The sequence below is a fragment of the Burkholderia sp. M6-3 genome (assembly GCF_050858985.1).
Lineage (GTDB): Bacteria > Pseudomonadota > Gammaproteobacteria > Burkholderiales > Burkholderiaceae > Paraburkholderia > Paraburkholderia caledonica.
The window spans coordinates 454,204-470,845 of sequence record NZ_CP110090.1 but is presented as its reverse complement, the minus strand read 5'-3'; the positions used below and the strand labels follow the sequence as shown (position 1 = coordinate 470,845).

The window sequence follows — 16,642 nt, the reverse complement described above, 5'->3', positions numbered from 1 at the left end:
TCTTCACTGCACCGGAGTCCCCATGTTTGCTCGACGTTATCTGGCCATGTGGAGCGCGGTCGCGCTCCTCGCCGTTTGCGCGGCGCTCACCGCGACGCATCATATGTCGTGGCTGTGGATCATCGTGCCGCTCGCGCTCGTCGCGCTCGGCCTCTTCGATCTGGGTCAGCAGCGGCACGCAATTCTTCGCAACTATCCGCTGTGGGGCCATTTCCGTTTTCTGTTCGAGTTCATTCGCCCGGAAATCCGCCAATATTTCGTCGAAGGCGATACCGACGAAAAGCCGTTTTCGCGCGCTCAACGCAGCATCGTCTATCAGCGCGCAAAAAACGACGTCGATAGCCGCCCTTATGGAACCGAGGTCGACGTCAAGGCCGTCGCGCACGAATGGATCAGCCACTCGCTTGCGCCCACCACGCTCGATAGTCACGACTTCCGCATCGTCGTCGGCGCAGAGCGCGCGCAGCCTTACTCGATGTCGATCTTCAACGTCTCGGCAATGAGCTTCGGCTCGCTGTCCGCAAACGCGATCATGGCGCTGAACCTCGGCGCGAAGAAAGGCAACTTCGCGCACGACACAGGCGAAGGCTCGATGTCGAAGTATCACCGCGAGCACGGCGGCGACATCATCTGGGAAATCGCGTCGGGCTATTTCGGCTGCCGTAACGACGACGGCACCTTCAGCGCAGAAAAATTCGCGAAACAGGCGGCCGAACCGCAGGTGAAAATGATCGAGGTCAAGCTGTCGCAAGGCGCAAAGCCGGGTCACGGCGGCGTGTTGCCGGCCGCGAAGATCACGCCTGAAATCGCGGAGACGCGCGGCGTGCCGATGGGCCGCGACTGCATTTCGCCGGCCACGCATTCGGAGTTTTCGACGCCGCGCGGGCTGCTCGAATTCGTCGACCGCTTGCGCACGTTATCGGGCGGCAAGCCGACTGGGTTCAAGCTGTGTATCGGGCATCCGTGGGAATTTTTCGGCATTGCCAAGGCGATGCTGGAGACGGGCATTCTGCCGGACTTCATCGTCGTGGACGGTGCGGAAGGCGGCACGGGCGCAGCGCCGCTCGAGTTCACCGATCACGTCGGTGTGCCGTTGCAGGAAGGCCTGCTGCTCGTGCACAACACGCTGGTTGGCATCGGCTTGCGGCAACGGATTCGCATCGGTGCGAGCGGCAAGATGATCACCGCGTTCGACATCACGAAGACACTCGCGATCGGCGCGGACTGGGTCAACGCGGCCCGCGGCTTCATGTTCGCCGTGGGCTGCATTCAGGCGCAAACCTGCCACACGGGACGCTGCCCGACCGGCGTCGCGACGCAAGACCCGGTGCGCCAGCGTGCGCTCGTCGTACCGGACAAGGCCGACCGCGTGTTCAGCTTCCACCACAACACGCTGCATGCGCTGAAGGAAATCATTCAGGCCGCCGGGTTGAAGCATCCTGCCGAGTTGCGCGCGCATCACATCGTGCGGCGAGTGTCGTCGCATGAGGTGCAGTTGATGTCGGAGTTGCTCAAGTATCTCGAGCCGGATGATCTGCTCAACGGAAAATACCGCTACTCGTTGTATGAGAAGTGGTGGCAGGTCGCGCAAAGCGATTCGTTTTCGCCGAAGGCGGAGTTGGCGGTGGCGTGATAGAGCGCCGCTCGTGCCGTCAGTCCCTCCCCAAAACCGGACGCCCCCCCGCCTTTCCGTTAAAATCGCAGGTTTAGCACTTCGCTCCACGGCCGCCTCGCGCGCTCACGCGCTCGCGGCGCGGCCTCATGCCCGAAAGGCACTTCATGCTCACGTTTCAGCAAATCATTCTGACACTGCAATCCTATTGGGATAAGCAGGGTTGCGCGTTGCTCCAACCGATCGACATGGAAGTCGGCGCGGGCACCTCGCACGTCCACACTTTCCTGCGCGCGGTCGGCCCGGAACCGTGGCGCGCGGCGTACGTGCAGCCGTCGCGCCGCCCGAAAGACGGCCGCTATGGCGAGAACCCCAACCGCCTGCAGCATTACTACCAGTACCAGGTGGTGCTAAAGCCGGCGCCGGAGAACATCCTCGATCTGTATCTCGGCTCGCTCGAAGCACTCGGCTTCGACCTGAAGCAGAACGACGTGCGCTTCGTCGAAGACGACTGGGAAAATCCCACGCTCGGCGCGTGGGGACTCGGCTGGGAAGTGTGGCTGAACGGCATGGAAGTGACCCAGTTCACCTATTTCCAGCAGGTCGGCGGCCTTGACTGCAAGCCGGTGCTCGGCGAAATCACGTACGGTCTCGAGCGCCTCGCGATGTATCTGCAAAAGGTCGAGAACGTCTACGACCTCATCTGGACCGAGTGGGAGGAGCAAGGCCCGAACGGCCCGGAAACGCGTCGCCTCACTTACGGCGACGTGTACCACCAGAACGAAGTGGAACAGTCCACGTATAACTTCGAGCACGCAAACGTCGATCTTCTGTTCACGTTCTTCAACAGCTACGAAGCTGAAGCGAAGCGCATGATCGAAGCGCAGATCGCGCTGCCCGCCTATGAGCTCGTGCTGAAGGCCGGCCACACATTCAATCTGCTCGACGCGCGCGGCGCGATCTCGGTCACGGAGCGCGCGGCCTACATCGGCCGGATTCGCGCGCTGTCGCGCCTGGTCGCGCAGGCCTACTACGATTCACGCGAGAAGCTCGGTTTCCCGATGCTCGGCAATCCGGTGCACGCCGTACCCGGCCTCACCACTGACGAGCAGGACGCCGCCATGCCCGCGTGGGCGCCGCCGCTGAAAGTCGAACGCAAGATCGACGCGGACTGACGAGAACATCAAGAAATGACTCAATCCCATCAAGCTACCCTGCTGGTCGAACTGCTGACCGAGGAACTGCCGCCGAAAGCGCTTGCCCGTCTCGGCGACGCCTTCGCGGAAGGTATTGCGGTGCGCCTCGCGGCGCGCGATCTGATCGAAGGCGAGCTGTCATTCGAGCGTTATGCGACGCCGCGCCGCCTCGCTGTCACGATCAAAAACGTACGCACGGTTGCGCCGGAAAAGCACGTGCGCGAAAAAGTTTTACCGGTTTCCGTCGCGCTCGATAAAGACGGCCAGCCCACCGCGCCGCTCGCGAAAAAGCTCGCCGCGCTCGGCTTCCCCGATTTTTCGGTGAAAGACCTGGAGCGCGCGCAGGACGGTAAGGCCGAAGCCTTCTTCCTGCGCTACGCCGCACCCGGCGCCACGCTGGCGGAAGGCCTGCAGGCTGCGCTCGACGAAACGCTCGCCAAGCTGCCTATTCCCAAGGTCATGACCTACCAGCGCCCCGACGGCACGAACGTGCAGTTCGTGCGGCCGGCGCATCGCCTGACCGCGCTGCATGGCGAGCAGATCGTTCCGGTCAGCGCGCTCGGCATCGACGCAGACGACACCACGCTTGGTCATCGCTTCCTGTCCGAAGGCTTCGTGCAGATCCAGCACGCGGATTCGTATGCCGACACGCTGATGCACAAGGGCCGTGTGGTACCGAACTTCGCCGACCGCAAGGAAACCATCCGCACGCATTTGCTTGCGCACGCTGACGGCGATCAGGTCGTGATGCCTGAATCGCTGCTGGACGAAGTGACGTCGCTGGTCGAATGGCCGGTCGTCTATGCATGCCGTTTCGAGGACGAATTCCTGCAAGTGCCGCAGGAATGTCTGATCCTCACCATGCAGACGAACCAGAAATATTTCGCGTTGACGGATGAGAACGGCAAGCTGCGCTCGCGCTTCCTGATCGTGTCGAACATCGAAACGTCCACGCCGGGCGATATCGTCGAAGGCAATGAGCGTGTGGTGCGCCCGCGTTTGGCCGACGCGAAATTCTTCTTCGAGCAGGACAAGAAGAAGCCGCTCGCCGACCGCGTGCCGTTGCTTGCGAACGTCGTGTATCACAACAAGCTCGGCTCGGCGCTGCAACGCGTGGAGCGCGTCGAAGTGCTGGCCGGCGCGATCGCCGAACTGATCGGCGCGGACGTGGCGCTCGCCAGGCGCGCCGCGCGTCTGGCCAAGGCCGATCTGATCACCGACATGGTCGGCGAGTTCCCCGAGCTGCAAGGCACGATGGGCACGTACTACGCGCGCCACGACGGCGAGCCGGAAGAAGTCGCGCTCGCATGCTCGGAACATTATCAGCCGCGCTTCTCCGGCGACGCGTTGCCGGGCACGGCAACCGGCACGGTCGTCGCGCTAGCCGACAAGCTGGAAACGCTGGTCGGCATCTGGGGCATCGGCCTGCAACCCACCGGCGAGAAAGACCCGTTCGCGCTGCGCCGTCACGCGCTCGGCGTGCTGCGCATTCTGGTCGAGAAGCAACTGGCCGTGGATTTCGTCGAACTGCTGCGCACCGCTTACGCGCAATTTGCCGCAGTGCCGAGCGTCGTCGATTCGACGCAAGCCATCTACGACTTCAGCATGGATCGTCTGCGTGGTTTGTTGCGCGAACGCGGTCATGCACCGGGGGAAATCGACGCGGTGCTCGCGCTCAACCCGACGCGTCTCGACGATATCGTCGCGCGCCTCGATGCAGTACGCGAGTTCGCGGCGTTGCCGGAAGCGGCATCGCTCGCGGCAGCCAACAAGCGCATCTCGAACATCCTGAAGAAGTCGGAAGGCGCTACCGCTACCGGCGGCGTGCAGGTCACGCTGCTCGTCGAGCCGGCGGAAAAGGCCCTGCATGCGCAGCTGGAGCAGGTCGCGCCGCGTGTGCAGTCGCAACTCGCCGCACGCGATTACACGGGCGCGCTTACCGCGCTTGCCGCGTTGCGCGAACCGGTCGACACTTTCTTCAACGACGTGATGGTCAACGCTGAAGATCCGGCGCTGCGCGCGAATCGTCTGGCGTTGCTAGGCGCGCTGCATCAGCAGATGAATTGCGTCGCCGACATTTCTCGACTCGCCGCCTGAGCCGCACGCCATGCCGACCAAAAAAGTGGTGATCCTCGACCGCGACGGCGTGATCAACGCCGATTCCGACGCGTTCATCAAGTCGCCGGACGAGTGGGTCGCGTTGCCGGGTTCGCTCGAAGCGATTGCGCGCCTCAGCCAGGCGGGCTATCGCGTGGCAGTCGCAACGAACCAGTCGGGCATCGGCCGGGGGCTCTTCGACATGAACGCACTCAACGCAATGCACCTCAAGATGCATCGCATGGCGGCGTCCGTCGGCGGGCGCATCGACGCGGTGTTCTTCTGCCCGCACACCGCGGAAGACCACTGCGAATGCCGCAAGCCGAAGCCCGGCATGCTGAAGATGATCAACGAGCGTTTCGAGGTCGACCCGGAAAACACGCCGGTGGTCGGCGACGCGATGCGCGACCTGCAAGCGGGCGCGGCGCTTGGCCACCCGGTTCATCTGGTGCTCACGGGCAAAGGCCGCAAGACGCTCGCGGCCGGTGGCCTGCCGGAAGGCACCGTCGTCCACGACGACCTGAGAGCGTTCGTGCTCGACTTCCTCGCCGACGCTCAAGAGTGACGCGTACCACGCGCGTCCCCACCCCTTACTGATCACGCCGATGCGCTTCATTCGTTCTTCGCTACTGCTGATTTACTTCATCGTGTTCACGGTGCCGTACGCGACCGCGTGTTTCATTGCGTTCCCGTTCATGCGCGCCGATAGCCGCTACTGGATGGCGGCCGGCTGGTGCCGCGCAACGCTCAAAGCGGTGCGCTGGCTCAACGGCATCCGCTACAAGATCGAGGGCATGGAGAACCTGCCCAACGGCCCGGCGGTGTTGTTGTCGAAGCATCAATCGGCATGGGAGACGCTGGCGTTTCCCGCCTTGATGCCTCGGCCGCTGTGCTACGTGTTCAAGCGCGAGTTGCTGTATGTGCCGTTTTTTGGCTGGGCGCTCGGCCTCCTGAAGATGGTTCATATCGACCGTAAAGAAGGCAAGTACGCGTTCGAGTCGGTGATCAGGCAGGGCAAGGCACGCATGGCGGAAGGCGCCTGGGTGATCATGTTTCCGGAAGGCACACGCACGCCGACTGGCAAGCAGGGCAAGTACAAAACCGGCGGTGCGCGTTTTGCGATTGCAACCGGCGCGCCGGTCGTGCCGATCGCGCACAACGCCGGACGCGTGTGGCCTCGCAACTCGTTTATCAAATATGCGGGTATAGTCACAGTGTCGATCGGCAAGCCGATCGAGACCACGGGGCTCACGCCCGACGAAGTGAACACGCGCGTCGAACAGTGGATCGAAGCTGAAATGCGTCGCATCGATCCTACAGCGTATCGCGCGGCGGGAAGCAGTTCCGCCGCCGCACCTATCTGACGCGCCCACGCCCTCGAAGGCGTACTTGCGCGAAGCCGAATCCGATGCAGAAGTCTCCTACGCCGCAGCCCGCTGCGGCGCTCGATAACCGGCAACTCGATCTCCCGCTCTTTGCAGAGCCGGGGTCGACTTCGTCGTCCCCTTCACCGTCCGCGCCTTCGGCAACGCCTCAGGGTCAGCAGCCCGCGGTGCCGCTTGCACCGGACGGCAGCAAGCTGCGCAGTCTCGTCATCGGCTCGCGCACGCTGCATTACGCGCTCAAGCGTTCGGCGCGCCGCTCGATCGGCTTCGCAATCGACAGCACCGGTCTCACGATCACGGCGCCGCGTTGGGTCACGCTCGCCGATATCGAAACCGCGATCACCGAAAAACAGCGCTGGATTTTCACGAAGCTGATCGAGTGGCAAACGCGCGTCGAACAGCGCGCGTTGCCGAAGGTCGACTGGAAAGACGGCGCCGAGGTGCCCTATCTCGGGCAGCCGGTGCGCGTAACGCTCGGCTCGCCGCAAGGCACGCTCGCGTTTAGTGCGACCGACTCCGCCCTGCAAGTGCCGCTGCCGCTGCAAGCAGACCCGCAGCAGATCAAGGACCGCGTGCAAGGCTGGTTGCAGAACGAAGCGAAGCGTGTGTTCGGCGAGCGCCTCGCTATTTACGCCGAGAAGCTGGGCGTCAACTATCGCGCGTATGCGCTCTCTTCAGCGGCCACGCGTTGGGGTAGTTGTTCGAGTGACGGCAAGATTCGCCTGAACTGGCGGCTGATTCACTTTCCGCTTTCCATCATCGATTACGTCGTCGCGCATGAGTTGGCGCATCTGCGGGAAATGAATCACAGCCCGCGCTTCTGGCAAACGGTCGAATCGATTTTTCCGGAATTCCGCGAAGCGCGGCAGACGCTGAAGTCGCATCCGCCGGAATTGCTGCCGACGCTCTAGAGCCGGCGTTTCTCGTGCTTTCCCGCAGCGCGGGAAAGCCGGACGCGGCGTGGATGATGACCCACGCCGCGCGACCTACTCCGTGCAAAATGTCTCATGCAGATGACGCCACGTCACCTTGCCTTGCGCGTCGACGTCCATCACTGCGGTTGAGCGCCGCACGTTCGCATTACCAGCATCGTCCCGCTGATACTCTCGATATTTCACCACCGCGCCAGACGGATATTCGACGACGATCTCCCTGTCGCGAATGTCGATCTGCGAGCCCGGCCGCGCGCCGCGCAGCCTTGCGAACGTCTCGCGCAGTGCGGTCCGATCGAGCGCGGCGCCGGACGGCATGATCAACGTGAACCGCGGCGCGAAGCGCGCCATGATCCGCTCGAGCGCGAGGTCGTCCGCGGAACCGTCGAACAAGGCCTCAATTTCGACGTGGATAGCATCGAGTTCGTTGAAGTAAGGGTTGTTGTTGTTCATGACGTGATCGAATGAGACCTCGGCTCGCCGGCATCGGCGTTTATTTTTTCTTCTGGATGAACTCGATCTTGTAGCCGTCCGGATCGGTGACGAATGCGATCACGGTGGTGCCGTGTTTCATCGGCCCCGCTTCGCGCACAACCGTGCCGCCTTGCGCCTTGATTTTGTCGCATGCGGCATAGGCGTCTTCCACCTCGACGGCGAGATGGCCGAAGCCGTTGCCGAGGTCATAGGCCGGCGTGTCCCAGTTGTGCGTCAGTTCGATGACAGTGCCGTCGCGCTCGTCCGTATAGCCGACGAACGCCAGCGTGAATTTGCCGTCCGGATAATCTTCGCGGCGCAGTAACTTCATGCCGAGCAATTCGGTGTAGAACGCGATCGAACGGTCCAGGTCGCCGACCCGGAGCATGGTGTGAAGCAGGCGCATCGTGTACTCCCTGTTGCTTGATGTCGAGAGCATAAATGTACCCGGAATCGACCGTCGTTGCAGGGACGCCGGCGCGTAGCGGGCGGCGTGGAGCGCGCGCCGCGCCGATATGTACCCGATATGTCAGAACTGGTGCCGCAGCCCCGCCATCAAGCCGATTTGCGAGCCTTTCTGCGCGAGCCCGACGCCATTCACGCCTTGCAGTTGCGCGCCGATCAGATCGCCGCGATACAGCGAATAATCGCCTTCCACATAGACGTCTGTGCGCTTTGACAGGTTGTAGTCCGCGACGAGCTGGTATTGCCACGCGGAACCGTCTTTGGCCGCGGTCTTGCCGTCCTGCAGCGTGCGCCAGACGTTTGCCGCGAGGTGCCAGGCGTCGCCCACCTGCTGCGTGATGCCGCCCATGAACATGCGTCTCCGCGAAAAGTCCGTGTATTTCAGCGCGGTCAGCGCGGCAGCCGTGAACGGTCCGTTCGCGAAAGTGGAGAAACCGGCGTCGGCCCGATTGACGATATAACCCAGCGAAAAGCGCGTTTTGTCCCACGTGTACGAGCCGCCGAATGTCCACGCTTTGGCCGAGGCTCCGTTGACCGAGTCTTTCGACTCCTCGTATGCGCCGCCGACGGTAAATGGTCCTCCCGCGGGCGCGTAAGCGGCCGCCGCGCCGATCTGGCTGCCGTACGAATTGCCGGCGTTGCCGCCGAACGCGTAGCCCGCCGCGAAGCTCAAGCCGTTGTACTTTGCCTGATACTGCACCTGATTACTGGTCCAGATGCCGCCCGTCATCGTCACCTCGGGCTGGAAGCTGAAGTCGTAAGGAATCCACGGATTGCTGCCGTAACCGCCTACCGTGATGCCTTCGATCATCACGTTGTACTGACGGCCCAAAATGACCTGGCCGTAGGAAGTGGAGCGCACACCGACCTGCGCTTCGTTGAAGAACGGCAAGGTCGGATCGCTCTGTCCACTGTTGATGTAAAGGCGATTCTCGAGTTTGAAGAAGGTAGACCACCCGCCGGCAAGGTCTTCGACGCCTTTCAGCCCCCAGCGGCTTTGCGTCATGCCGCCCGTGCCCAGCCCGAGGGAAGAGTCGCCCGCTTTGTTGGCATGCGTGAGGTAGCGCACGCTCTCGTCGACCACGCCGTAAAGCGTCACGCTCGATTGAGCCTGCGCAACCGGACAACCGAACGATACCAACGCCACGACCGCCGCGCCTCTGCTGAGGGTCTTCATGCCGTTTCCTCGTACAGGCTCCGCTTCGCGCGGATGGAGTTTGTCTGCTCACGCGACGCATCGCCCGGTGGCCGGCTTCTTACTGAAGCGACTGAAGCCCGATTCTGCGACGCAGCGCGTACGAACGTACCGACAGAACATGTCGTCGAACCTTAGCGCGAAATCAGGATGGTAAGAAATAGGTGTTGCGCGAGGTGTTGCGCGGTAGTTGCGCAGGCGCTCCCGAATTCTCAAATGACTTGCGACTTGTCGGAAGCACGCGTAGGCGGTGGGGTCATCGAATGGACGCGTGAGCGGGTTTGGTATCGTACGCGCTGCGCGAGACAACCCCGTCTTGCCTTTTTCGTCATCACAACGCCATGAGCACCACTGCCCTTCACACGCGCCGCACCCCCGATGGCTTCGCCATCCTGCTGATGGTCGGCTTGTGCGCGATCTGGGGATTCCAGCAAGTGGCGATCAAAAGCGCCAACGCCGCGTTGCCACCGTTTTTTCAGGCGGGCTTGCGTTCGGCGATCGCCACGCTGCTGGTCTGGGGCTGGGCGCGCTCGCGCGGCACGCCGCTTTTCCGCGACGACGGCACGCTTAGCGCCGGTCTGCTGGCGGGCATCCTGTTCGCTGCCGAGTTCGTGTGCATCTTCCTCGGACTCACACTCACGAGTGCGTCGCGCATGGCGGTTTTTCTCTACACCGCACCCTGCTTTACGGCGTTGGGCCTGCACTGGTTCGTCGATGGCGAGCGGATGCGGCGCATTCAGTGGCTCGGCATTTTCGTGGCTTTTGCGGGCATTACGCTGGCTTTCGCGGATGGCTTCCTGCATGGCGCGACGGCGCGCAGCGCGTCGCTTGCCGCTGTAGCCGGCGACGCGCTCGGCGTGCTCGCAGGCATCGCGTGGGCGGCGACGACCGTCGTGGTGCGCGCGACGCGGCTCGCGCACTCGAGCGCGAGCAAGACGCTCTTCTATCAACTGGCGATATCCGCCGTGGTGCTGCTCGCGCTGGCGCTTGCGTTCGGCGAGGCGCACGTGGACACGGTTACGCCGTTGGCGATCGCGAGCCTCGCGTATCAGGCGGTGGTGGTCGCGTTCGTCAGCTATCTGGTGTGGTTCTGGCTGCTCACGCGCTATGTCGCGTCGCGCCTGTCGGTGTTCTCGTTTCTCACACCAATGTTTGGGGTCACCTTCGGAGTGCTGCTGCTCGGCGAGTCATTCAGCTTGCGGTTTCTGATGGCTGCGGCACTTGTGCTGACGGGTATCGCGCTGGTCAATGCGCCGGTCAAGCGGTGAGCGGTTCGAGCTTTCGTCCGTAACCATTGCGCCTGAACTTCCGGCTTAACGGCTCGGAACTCCTGCCGACGCTTTAGCCTACGAACTTCAGCGCCCCAAACCCCGCGCCCATCGCTTAGCGCTTACCCGCCACGATCTGCGCGACGCGCACGTATTCGGCCACCGGCACGTCTTCGGCGCGGCGCTGCAGGTCGAAGCTAATGGCGTCGAAGTCGACGGTGTCGCGCAACGCAGCCAATGTGTTGCGCAACATCTTGCGACGCTGGGAGAAAGCCGCCGTCACCACTTCGCCGAGCACGCGCTCGTCTACAGGCATGAGTTCGTGCGGCGCATACGGGATCATTCGCACAATTGCCGAATCGACTTTGGGCGGCGGCTGAAATGCCTCGGGCGGCACGTCCAGCTGCTTGTCGATGACGTAGCGGTATTGCAGCATCACCGAGAGACGGCTGAAGGCCTTGGTGCCTGGCTCGGCCACCATCCGCTCGACCACTTCGTTCTGCAGCATGAAGTGCTGGTCGATCACACGGTGCGCGAACGCAGTGAGATGAAACAGCAACGGGCTCGAAATGTTGTACGGCAAGTTGCCGACAATGCGTAGCGACGGCTCGTCGCCCGGCGCGGCGAGCGAGCCGAAGTCGAACGCGAGTGCGTCGCCGGCGTGCAGCTGTAGCAGCTCGCCGAACTTGTTCTTCAGACGCCCGATCAGATCGCGGTCCAGTTCGACCGCGTGCAAGGGCGCCTCGGGCGTCGCGAGACGCTCGATCAACGGTTCGGTCAGTGCGCCGAGCCCCGGCCCGATTTCGACCATGCGCTGGCCGCGCTGCGGCCCGATCACATCGACGATCGAATCGATCACGCCCATGTCGACCAGGAAGTTTTGCCCGAAACGCTTGCGCGCGATATGACCTTGGTGCCGGCCCTGCTGCTGTCTGCTGGTGGACATCGAAGAAACGCTAAAGAAAGAAAACTGCCTGGAAATGATTACGCGCGAGGCGCCGATGTGACGTTGAATCAGCCCGCGCGGCGATGTTGCGCCATGAGAACGGCTGTGTCGATGGCGGCGATCAGGCTGCCCGCATCCGCGCGGCCCGTGCCGGCGAGATCGAGCGCGGTCCCGTGATCGACCGACGTGCGGATGATCGGCAAGCCAAGCGTGACGTTAATGCCTTCGCCGAACGTCGCGTATTTGAGCACCGGCAAGCCCTGATCGTGGAACATCGCGAGCACGCAGTCGGCCTGGTCCAGATAACGCGGTTGAAACAGCGTGTCCGCCGGGTACGGTCCGCGCGCGTCGATACCTTCAACGTTCGCGAGCTTGAGCGCCGGCGAGATCACGTCGATCTCCTCGCGACCAAGATAACCGTTCTCGCCGGCATGCGGGTTCAGACCTGTAACGAGAATGCGCGGCGCGGGCAACCCGAAATGATGCCGTAAATCGTGATCGATAATCCGCAGCGTTTCGACGATACCCTCCACCGACAGCGCGGACGAAACGTCCTTCAGCGGCAGATGCGTAGTGGCGAGCGCAACCCGCAACGGACGCTCGCCGGTGCCCGCCAGCATCATCACCACGCGCGGCGTGCGCGTGCGCTCGGCGAGATACTCGGTGTGGCCGGTGAATGGCACGCCCGCGTCGTTGATGGTGCTCTTTTGCAGCGGCGCGGTAACGATCGCGTCGAATGTGCCGGCCATTGCGCCGTCGATTGCGCTGTCCAGCAGATCCAGCACGTAGCGTCCATTGGCCACGTTGAGCTTGCCCGCGACAGCCGGCGCACCGAGCGGCCGGTGCTGCACCCGAATGTGCGACGCGTCGGCCACGAGCGCCGGCCAATCTACCCCGACTGAGCGCGCCCGTTCCGCGACAAGAGCCGCATCGCCCAGCACGGTGAACCGCGCGCCGGGCCAGTGTGCCGCCGCGCCCGCAAGCGCCTGCGCGGTCAGCTCCGGACCGACGCCGGCGGGTTCGCCCGTCGTGATCGCGATCTGCAACGGCAAGCTGGCTGACGGGGCGGCGGAATTCATGAGATTTATTGAACGCGAGACAGATCGGGCTTTACTTCGACGTAGGCGGTGTCGCGCAGTTCGCGCAGCCAGTCGGCGTAAGCCTGCTCCGCCTTGCGCTGACCGATGGCCTGGCGCGCAAGATCCATTTGCTGCGCGATGGAGCCTTCAGACTCGCGGCGTTCCAGCACCTGAATCAGGTGATAGCCGTATTCGCTGCGCACCGGGTCGCTGATCTGACCGTCCTGCAAGGTGTTCATCGCGCGCTCGAATTCCGGTACCGTCTCGCCGGGGCTGATCCAGCCCAGGTCGCCGCCTTGCGACGACGAACCGTCTTGCGAATACGTGTGGGCAAACTTCGCGAAGTCGCCGCCCGCAGCGATTTCCTTCTTGATTTCGAGCAGCTTCTGGCGCGCTTGCGGCTCGGACATACCGTCGCCCACGCGCAGCAGGATGTGCCGCACGTGCGTTTGCACGAGCTTCGGCGCGTCCGAACTCGTGCCCTGACCGCTGCGACGGTCGACGAGGCGCACGACTTCAAAGCCGTCGTTGGTGCGGATCACTTCGGGATTGACCTCCCCCGGACGCAATGCCGAGGCGGCCTTGACGAATTCCGGCGGCAGCTTCGACGGCGCGGCAAAACCCATGTCGCCGCCCTTCGATGCGTCCGGCGCCTGCGAATTCGATTTCGCGAGCTTCTCGAAGTTTGCGCCGCCCTTGGCTTCGGCGAGCAATGCCTCGGCCTTCTTCTGGGCCGCTTCAATATCCGTTTCCGGCGCGTTCAGCGGCGCCTTCAGGAAAATATGTTGCATGTGCAGGTCGCTCGTCGCGCCGGCATTCGGGCCGCGCTGACTGGCGATGTAGTTCGCGACTTCAGCGTCCGAAACCGTGACCTTGCTGTCCACTTCCTTTTCACGCAGACGCGAAAGCGTGAGCTCGGTGCGCGCGTCGCTCGTGAAGGTGGCCCAAGGCACGCCTTGCGCCTCGATCCGCGAGCGGTACACGTCGAGCGACAGATTGTTCGCCTGTGCGAGCCGCTCCAGCGTTTTCTGCACCGCTGCGTCGTCGATAGTGATGCCGTCTTCTTTCGCCTTCTGCAACTGGATGCGCTCCAGCACCATCTGGTTGAGCACCTGCTGACGCAACTGATCGGCCGGCGGAATCGGGGCGTTCTGCTGGCTCAGACGGCGGGTAATCAGGCCCACGCGCTCTTCGAGCTCACGCCGTGTGATGACACCGTTGTTGACCACTGCGGCGATCGTGTCGACGGTCTGGCCGCCGCGGTTGCCGCCCAGCGCCTGCGCCTGTACCGGCGCAACCGACAGGAAAGACGCCGCGGCGGCAAGACCTGCCGCGAGCGTTGCCAAGCGAAGCTTTTTCATGATTGCCACAGATACTCCAATGATGTCGGGCACGCCTGGCCCGTCTTTTCGCATTCGATGAACGACCGGGCGAGCGTCATTCGTAATTGATGAACCGCGACTCGGGCGGCGGCGGAGGCGGCAGCGGCGTGTAGCCCGCCACGCTGCTGCGGAACGCGGAAATCAGCCCGTTGTCGACGCTCGACAAGCCCTTGAACGTCAACTGCGCGAGAAAACGCGTGCTCGACTGATGCTGCCCCGACGTATTCAGGCCGTTTGCGTAGCGCTGGATACCCGCGCCGAGCGTCCAGCAGTCCGCGTCGTATTGCAAGCCCACGAGCCCGTCGACGATCCGATGCCCGCCCAGATCGTAATTGAACCGCCCGACCCCGAATACCCGATGCGTGAGCGGCCATTGCCCCGACACCAGTACCTGATTGATAGGCTGGTTTTCCAGCGTGGTGTTCGCACGCGTGTAGCGATACCCGACGTTGAGCACCTTGCCGGTCGCCGGACTGAACCCGAAACCGACGCTCGTCTTGACCAGCTGATTGTTGTCGGCATTATATTGGAACGCGGTTTCCGACGCGAAACCAGCCCCGAGCTTGAGCGACGCGCCGACGATCAAGTCTGAATGCGTGGCTTGCGTGCTCGTCTGATTCGGGAGCAGCGTGACACGCTGATCCTGGAAGTAGTACTGCTGCGCGATCACGAAACGCGCGCGTTCGTCGCCCGTTGCCGGATTGATGAAGCGCGTGGTGATGGCCGCGGTCAGACGGTTCGCGTCCGCAATGCGGTCGTTGCCGACGAAGGTGTTCGGCGTGAAGATTTCCGCGAGCCCGAAGTCCGATTCGGCGGTGTCGAAGAGCGGCGCCGACTCCTGATTGCGATACGGCGTGTACACGTAATACAGGCGCGGCTCGAGCGTCTGGATGTAATCCTCGCCGAAGAGCCGGACCGAGCGGTCGAAAATGAGCCCGGTGTCGAAACTCAGCGTCGGGATAGATTCAGTGAAATTCTTCGGCGTGCCGACCGGCACGTCGCTGCTGATGTTGCGCAGGTTATACGACGCGAAATGCCACTGCACCTTCGGCGTGACGAAGTAGCCGGGCCCGACGACCGAGTACGCGATGTACGGGTTGAACACCACCCGCTGACCTTCGGTCATGTCCGCGGTCGTGATGCGGAAGTTCGTATAGTCCGCTTCGGCGCCGAAGTCGAACCCACCCACGTTGTACTTCGAGTACTTCACGTTCAACTGCGGCTCGCGGCCATACGGCGCGACCGACGGCGTCAGCGTCTGCCAGTGCTGCTCGCGCGCGAGCACCGACCACGGGCCGTTGTTGTACGTCAACCCGGCTTCCTGTTGATACAGGAGCTGGGTGCCGTTCATGAACTGATTGACCGACGACGACAGGTCTTCCGGATACGTGTTGTCCGAAACCTTGTTGTAGTAGATATAGCCGCCGAACCCGTTGCCGAAGTTCTGGTTGTGCTGGATGTACAGCGCGTAGCGGTTCGTTTTGGTCAGCCGGTCGTTCGGCAGGAACTCGCCGGTGATCGACCCGGAATACGTGGGCGACAGATAGCGGAACGTGCTCTGCAACTGCACACCGCGCTTCGAAATGATGCGCGGTGTGACCGTCAGATCGCGATTTGGCGCGATGTTGAAGTAATACGGCACCGACAGTTCGAAGCCGTTCGTCGAACTGAGCGAAAACGTGGGCGGCAGGATACCGCTACGCCGCTCGCCGGACAGCGGAAACGACAGCCACGGCGACGCGAAAACCGGCACGCCCTGGAAGAACAGCACGCCGTTGTGGGCCACGCCTTCGTCGGCGCCGGTGTCGAAGTCGAATTCACTGCCCTTGATGTACCACGCCGGATCGTCCGCGCACGCGCAGGCGGTGTAAGTACCCTTGGTGAACACCGAGCGCTCGTTATCGAGCAGGTCGACGCGCTCCGCACTGCCCGAGCCGCCCGTTACGTTGAAGTGGTACTTCGGCGCGGTCATGAAGCCTTCGCTCGAATCCACGCGCATGTGCGCTTCGGGTCCGGCGAACGTGGTGCCGTTGTTGTTCATGCGGACCTGGCCGTATGCGTCGGCCATGTCCGTGTCCTGATCGTAATGGAGCGCGTCGGCCTTGATCACGACAGTATTGCGGCGCACTTCAGCCGAGCCCTTGACGGCCATGTCCTGATCGGTCGTGCCGTTGGTCGAATCGCCGAGGACGAACGTGGCCGGCTTCTGCCCCGGCTGCAGCACATGATCTTCGAGTTGCGGGGCGAGCTGCATGCCCCAGGGCGGGTCGATGGGCTGCGGCTGCGCGGCCTCGCCCGCCAGTTGGGCGTGAGCGAGCGCGGGCATGAGACCCGGAACGGCGATCAACGCCGCGACGAGCCGCCTTTTGCGCGGCACCGCGGCACAAGAGGGAATCGTTTGGGAAAGCTGTCTAGGCGGCATGTATCGTTTGGCGAATCGGCCCGTCCGTCAGCTTCTGCAGTCACGATCCACCGCCTGCACACCACGACCGTGACAGTCGGCTGCACATCAATATTTACAATCTTCGAACGGTGAGGCGGGCGGTAAAGCGGAATACGCGAAAGCTGGCGTGAGTCGCGTCAAAAAAGTCGTGGGGTATTATATGGCAAG

The 16,642-nt window shown here is 63.0% G+C and carries 14 protein-coding genes; 7 read left to right on the top strand and 7 right to left on the bottom strand.

Annotated features, from left to right (window positions below):
* Positions 1 to 22 precede the first annotated feature (22 nt).
* From OH764_RS02080 to OH764_RS02055, 6 genes are all read left to right on the top strand, one after another.
* The gene (locus OH764_RS02080) at positions 23 to 1,633 is read left to right on the top strand and encodes an FMN-binding glutamate synthase family protein (RefSeq protein ID WP_498847859.1); all 1,611 of its coding nucleotides are present in this window, start codon (positions 23 to 25) and stop codon (positions 1,631 to 1,633) included.
* A gap of 146 nt (positions 1,634 to 1,779) precedes the next feature.
* On the top strand, positions 1,780 to 2,787 hold the full coding sequence (gene glyQ, locus OH764_RS02075) for a glycine--tRNA ligase subunit alpha (RefSeq protein WP_498848854.1): 1,008 nt from the start codon (positions 1,780 to 1,782) through the stop codon (positions 2,785 to 2,787).
* 15 nt (positions 2,788 to 2,802) lie between these two features.
* The gene (gene glyS, locus OH764_RS02070) at positions 2,803 to 4,905 is read left to right on the top strand and encodes a glycine--tRNA ligase subunit beta (RefSeq protein ID WP_498847858.1); all 2,103 of its coding nucleotides are present in this window, start codon (positions 2,803 to 2,805) and stop codon (positions 4,903 to 4,905) included.
* A 10-nt stretch (positions 4,906 to 4,915) separates the two neighbouring features.
* Entirely contained in the window at positions 4,916 to 5,470 is a 555-nt protein-coding gene (gmhB, locus tag OH764_RS02065; protein WP_498847857.1) for an HAD family hydrolase, read from the top strand.
* Between the two features lie 40 nt (positions 5,471 to 5,510).
* Positions 5,511 to 6,269 (top strand): lysophospholipid acyltransferase family protein, encoded by a 759-nt coding sequence (locus tag OH764_RS02060; protein WP_498847856.1) that lies wholly within the window; start codon positions 5,511 to 5,513, stop codon positions 6,267 to 6,269.
* Between the two features lie 44 nt (positions 6,270 to 6,313).
* Positions 6,314 to 7,201 carry a M48 family metallopeptidase gene (locus tag OH764_RS02055; RefSeq protein WP_408413402.1) on the top strand — a complete coding sequence of 296 codons (888 nt, stop codon included), beginning with the start codon at positions 6,314 to 6,316 and terminating at the stop codon, positions 7,199 to 7,201.
* A gap of 75 nt (positions 7,202 to 7,276) precedes the next feature.
* Here OH764_RS02055 and OH764_RS02050 read toward each other — a convergent pair whose 3' ends face one another.
* From OH764_RS02050 to OH764_RS02040, 3 genes are all read right to left on the bottom strand, one after another.
* Positions 7,277 to 7,675 (bottom strand): DUF4440 domain-containing protein, encoded by a 399-nt coding sequence (locus OH764_RS02050; protein ID WP_498847855.1) that lies wholly within the window; start codon positions 7,673 to 7,675, stop codon positions 7,277 to 7,279.
* 40 nt (positions 7,676 to 7,715) lie between these two features.
* Positions 7,716 to 8,102, bottom strand: coding sequence for a lactoylglutathione lyase (gene gloA / locus OH764_RS02045; RefSeq protein WP_020069654.1), 387 nt, complete (start codon positions 8,100 to 8,102; stop codon positions 7,716 to 7,718).
* Between the two features lie 123 nt (positions 8,103 to 8,225).
* Complete coding sequence (locus OH764_RS02040; RefSeq protein WP_498847854.1) at positions 8,226 to 9,338, bottom strand: porin; 1,113 nt, start codon at positions 9,336 to 9,338, stop codon at positions 8,226 to 8,228.
* A 359-nt stretch (positions 9,339 to 9,697) separates the two neighbouring features.
* Here OH764_RS02040 and OH764_RS02035 point away from each other — a divergent pair, with 359 nt between their 5' ends.
* Positions 9,698 to 10,624: a DMT family transporter gene (locus OH764_RS02035; protein WP_498847853.1), complete on the top strand. Its 927-nt coding sequence runs from the start codon at positions 9,698 to 9,700 to the stop codon at positions 10,622 to 10,624.
* Between the two features lie 115 nt (positions 10,625 to 10,739).
* On the opposite strand, the gene rsmA is transcribed toward OH764_RS02035, so the two are convergent.
* From rsmA to OH764_RS02015, 4 genes are all read right to left on the bottom strand, one after another.
* Entirely contained in the window at positions 10,740 to 11,570 is an 831-nt protein-coding gene (rsmA, locus tag OH764_RS02030; RefSeq protein WP_498847852.1) for a ribosomal RNA small subunit methyltransferase A, read from the bottom strand.
* A gap of 68 nt (positions 11,571 to 11,638) precedes the next feature.
* Complete coding sequence (gene pdxA / locus OH764_RS02025) at positions 11,639 to 12,649, bottom strand: 4-hydroxythreonine-4-phosphate dehydrogenase PdxA (RefSeq protein ID WP_498847851.1); 1,011 nt, start codon at positions 12,647 to 12,649, stop codon at positions 11,639 to 11,641.
* Positions 12,650 to 12,654: 5 nt separating this feature from the next.
* Complete coding sequence (locus tag OH764_RS02020; protein ID WP_498847850.1) at positions 12,655 to 14,019, bottom strand: peptidylprolyl isomerase family protein; 1,365 nt, start codon at positions 14,017 to 14,019, stop codon at positions 12,655 to 12,657.
* 67 nt (positions 14,020 to 14,086) lie between these two features.
* Positions 14,087 to 16,453, bottom strand: coding sequence for an LPS-assembly protein LptD (locus tag OH764_RS02015; protein ID WP_498847849.1), 2,367 nt, complete (start codon positions 16,451 to 16,453; stop codon positions 14,087 to 14,089).
* Positions 16,454 to 16,642: the final 189 nt, after the last annotated feature.

What these genes read in the sequence shown, in the direction of transcription:
- OH764_RS02080 (WP_498847859.1), top strand. Translation starts at nt 23, where the DNA reads ATGTTTGCTCGACGTTATCTGGCCATGTGGAGCGCGGTCGCGCTCCTC.
- glyQ (WP_498848854.1), top strand. Translation starts at nt 1,780, where the DNA reads ATGCTCACGTTTCAGCAAATCATTCTGACACTGCAATCCTATTGGGAT.
- glyS (WP_498847858.1), top strand. Translation starts at nt 2,803, where the DNA reads ATGACTCAATCCCATCAAGCTACCCTGCTGGTCGAACTGCTGACCGAG.
- gmhB (WP_498847857.1), top strand. Translation starts at nt 4,916, where the DNA reads ATGCCGACCAAAAAAGTGGTGATCCTCGACCGCGACGGCGTGATCAAC.
- OH764_RS02060 (WP_498847856.1), top strand. Translation starts at nt 5,511, where the DNA reads ATGCGCTTCATTCGTTCTTCGCTACTGCTGATTTACTTCATCGTGTTC.
- OH764_RS02055 (WP_408413402.1), top strand. Translation starts at nt 6,314, where the DNA reads ATGCAGAAGTCTCCTACGCCGCAGCCCGCTGCGGCGCTCGATAACCGG.
- OH764_RS02050 (WP_498847855.1), bottom strand. Translation starts at nt 7,675, where the DNA reads ATGAACAACAACAACCCTTACTTCAACGAACTCGATGCTATCCACGTC.
- gloA (WP_020069654.1), bottom strand. Translation starts at nt 8,102, where the DNA reads ATGCGCCTGCTTCACACCATGCTCCGGGTCGGCGACCTGGACCGTTCG.
- OH764_RS02040 (WP_498847854.1), bottom strand. Translation starts at nt 9,338, where the DNA reads ATGAAGACCCTCAGCAGAGGCGCGGCGGTCGTGGCGTTGGTATCGTTC.
- OH764_RS02035 (WP_498847853.1), top strand. Translation starts at nt 9,698, where the DNA reads ATGAGCACCACTGCCCTTCACACGCGCCGCACCCCCGATGGCTTCGCC.
- rsmA (WP_498847852.1), bottom strand. Translation starts at nt 11,570, where the DNA reads ATGTCCACCAGCAGACAGCAGCAGGGCCGGCACCAAGGTCATATCGCG.
- pdxA (WP_498847851.1), bottom strand. Translation starts at nt 12,649, where the DNA reads ATGAATTCCGCCGCCCCGTCAGCCAGCTTGCCGTTGCAGATCGCGATC.
- OH764_RS02015 (WP_498847849.1), bottom strand. Translation starts at nt 16,453, where the DNA reads ATGCCGCCTAGACAGCTTTCCCAAACGATTCCCTCTTGTGCCGCGGTG.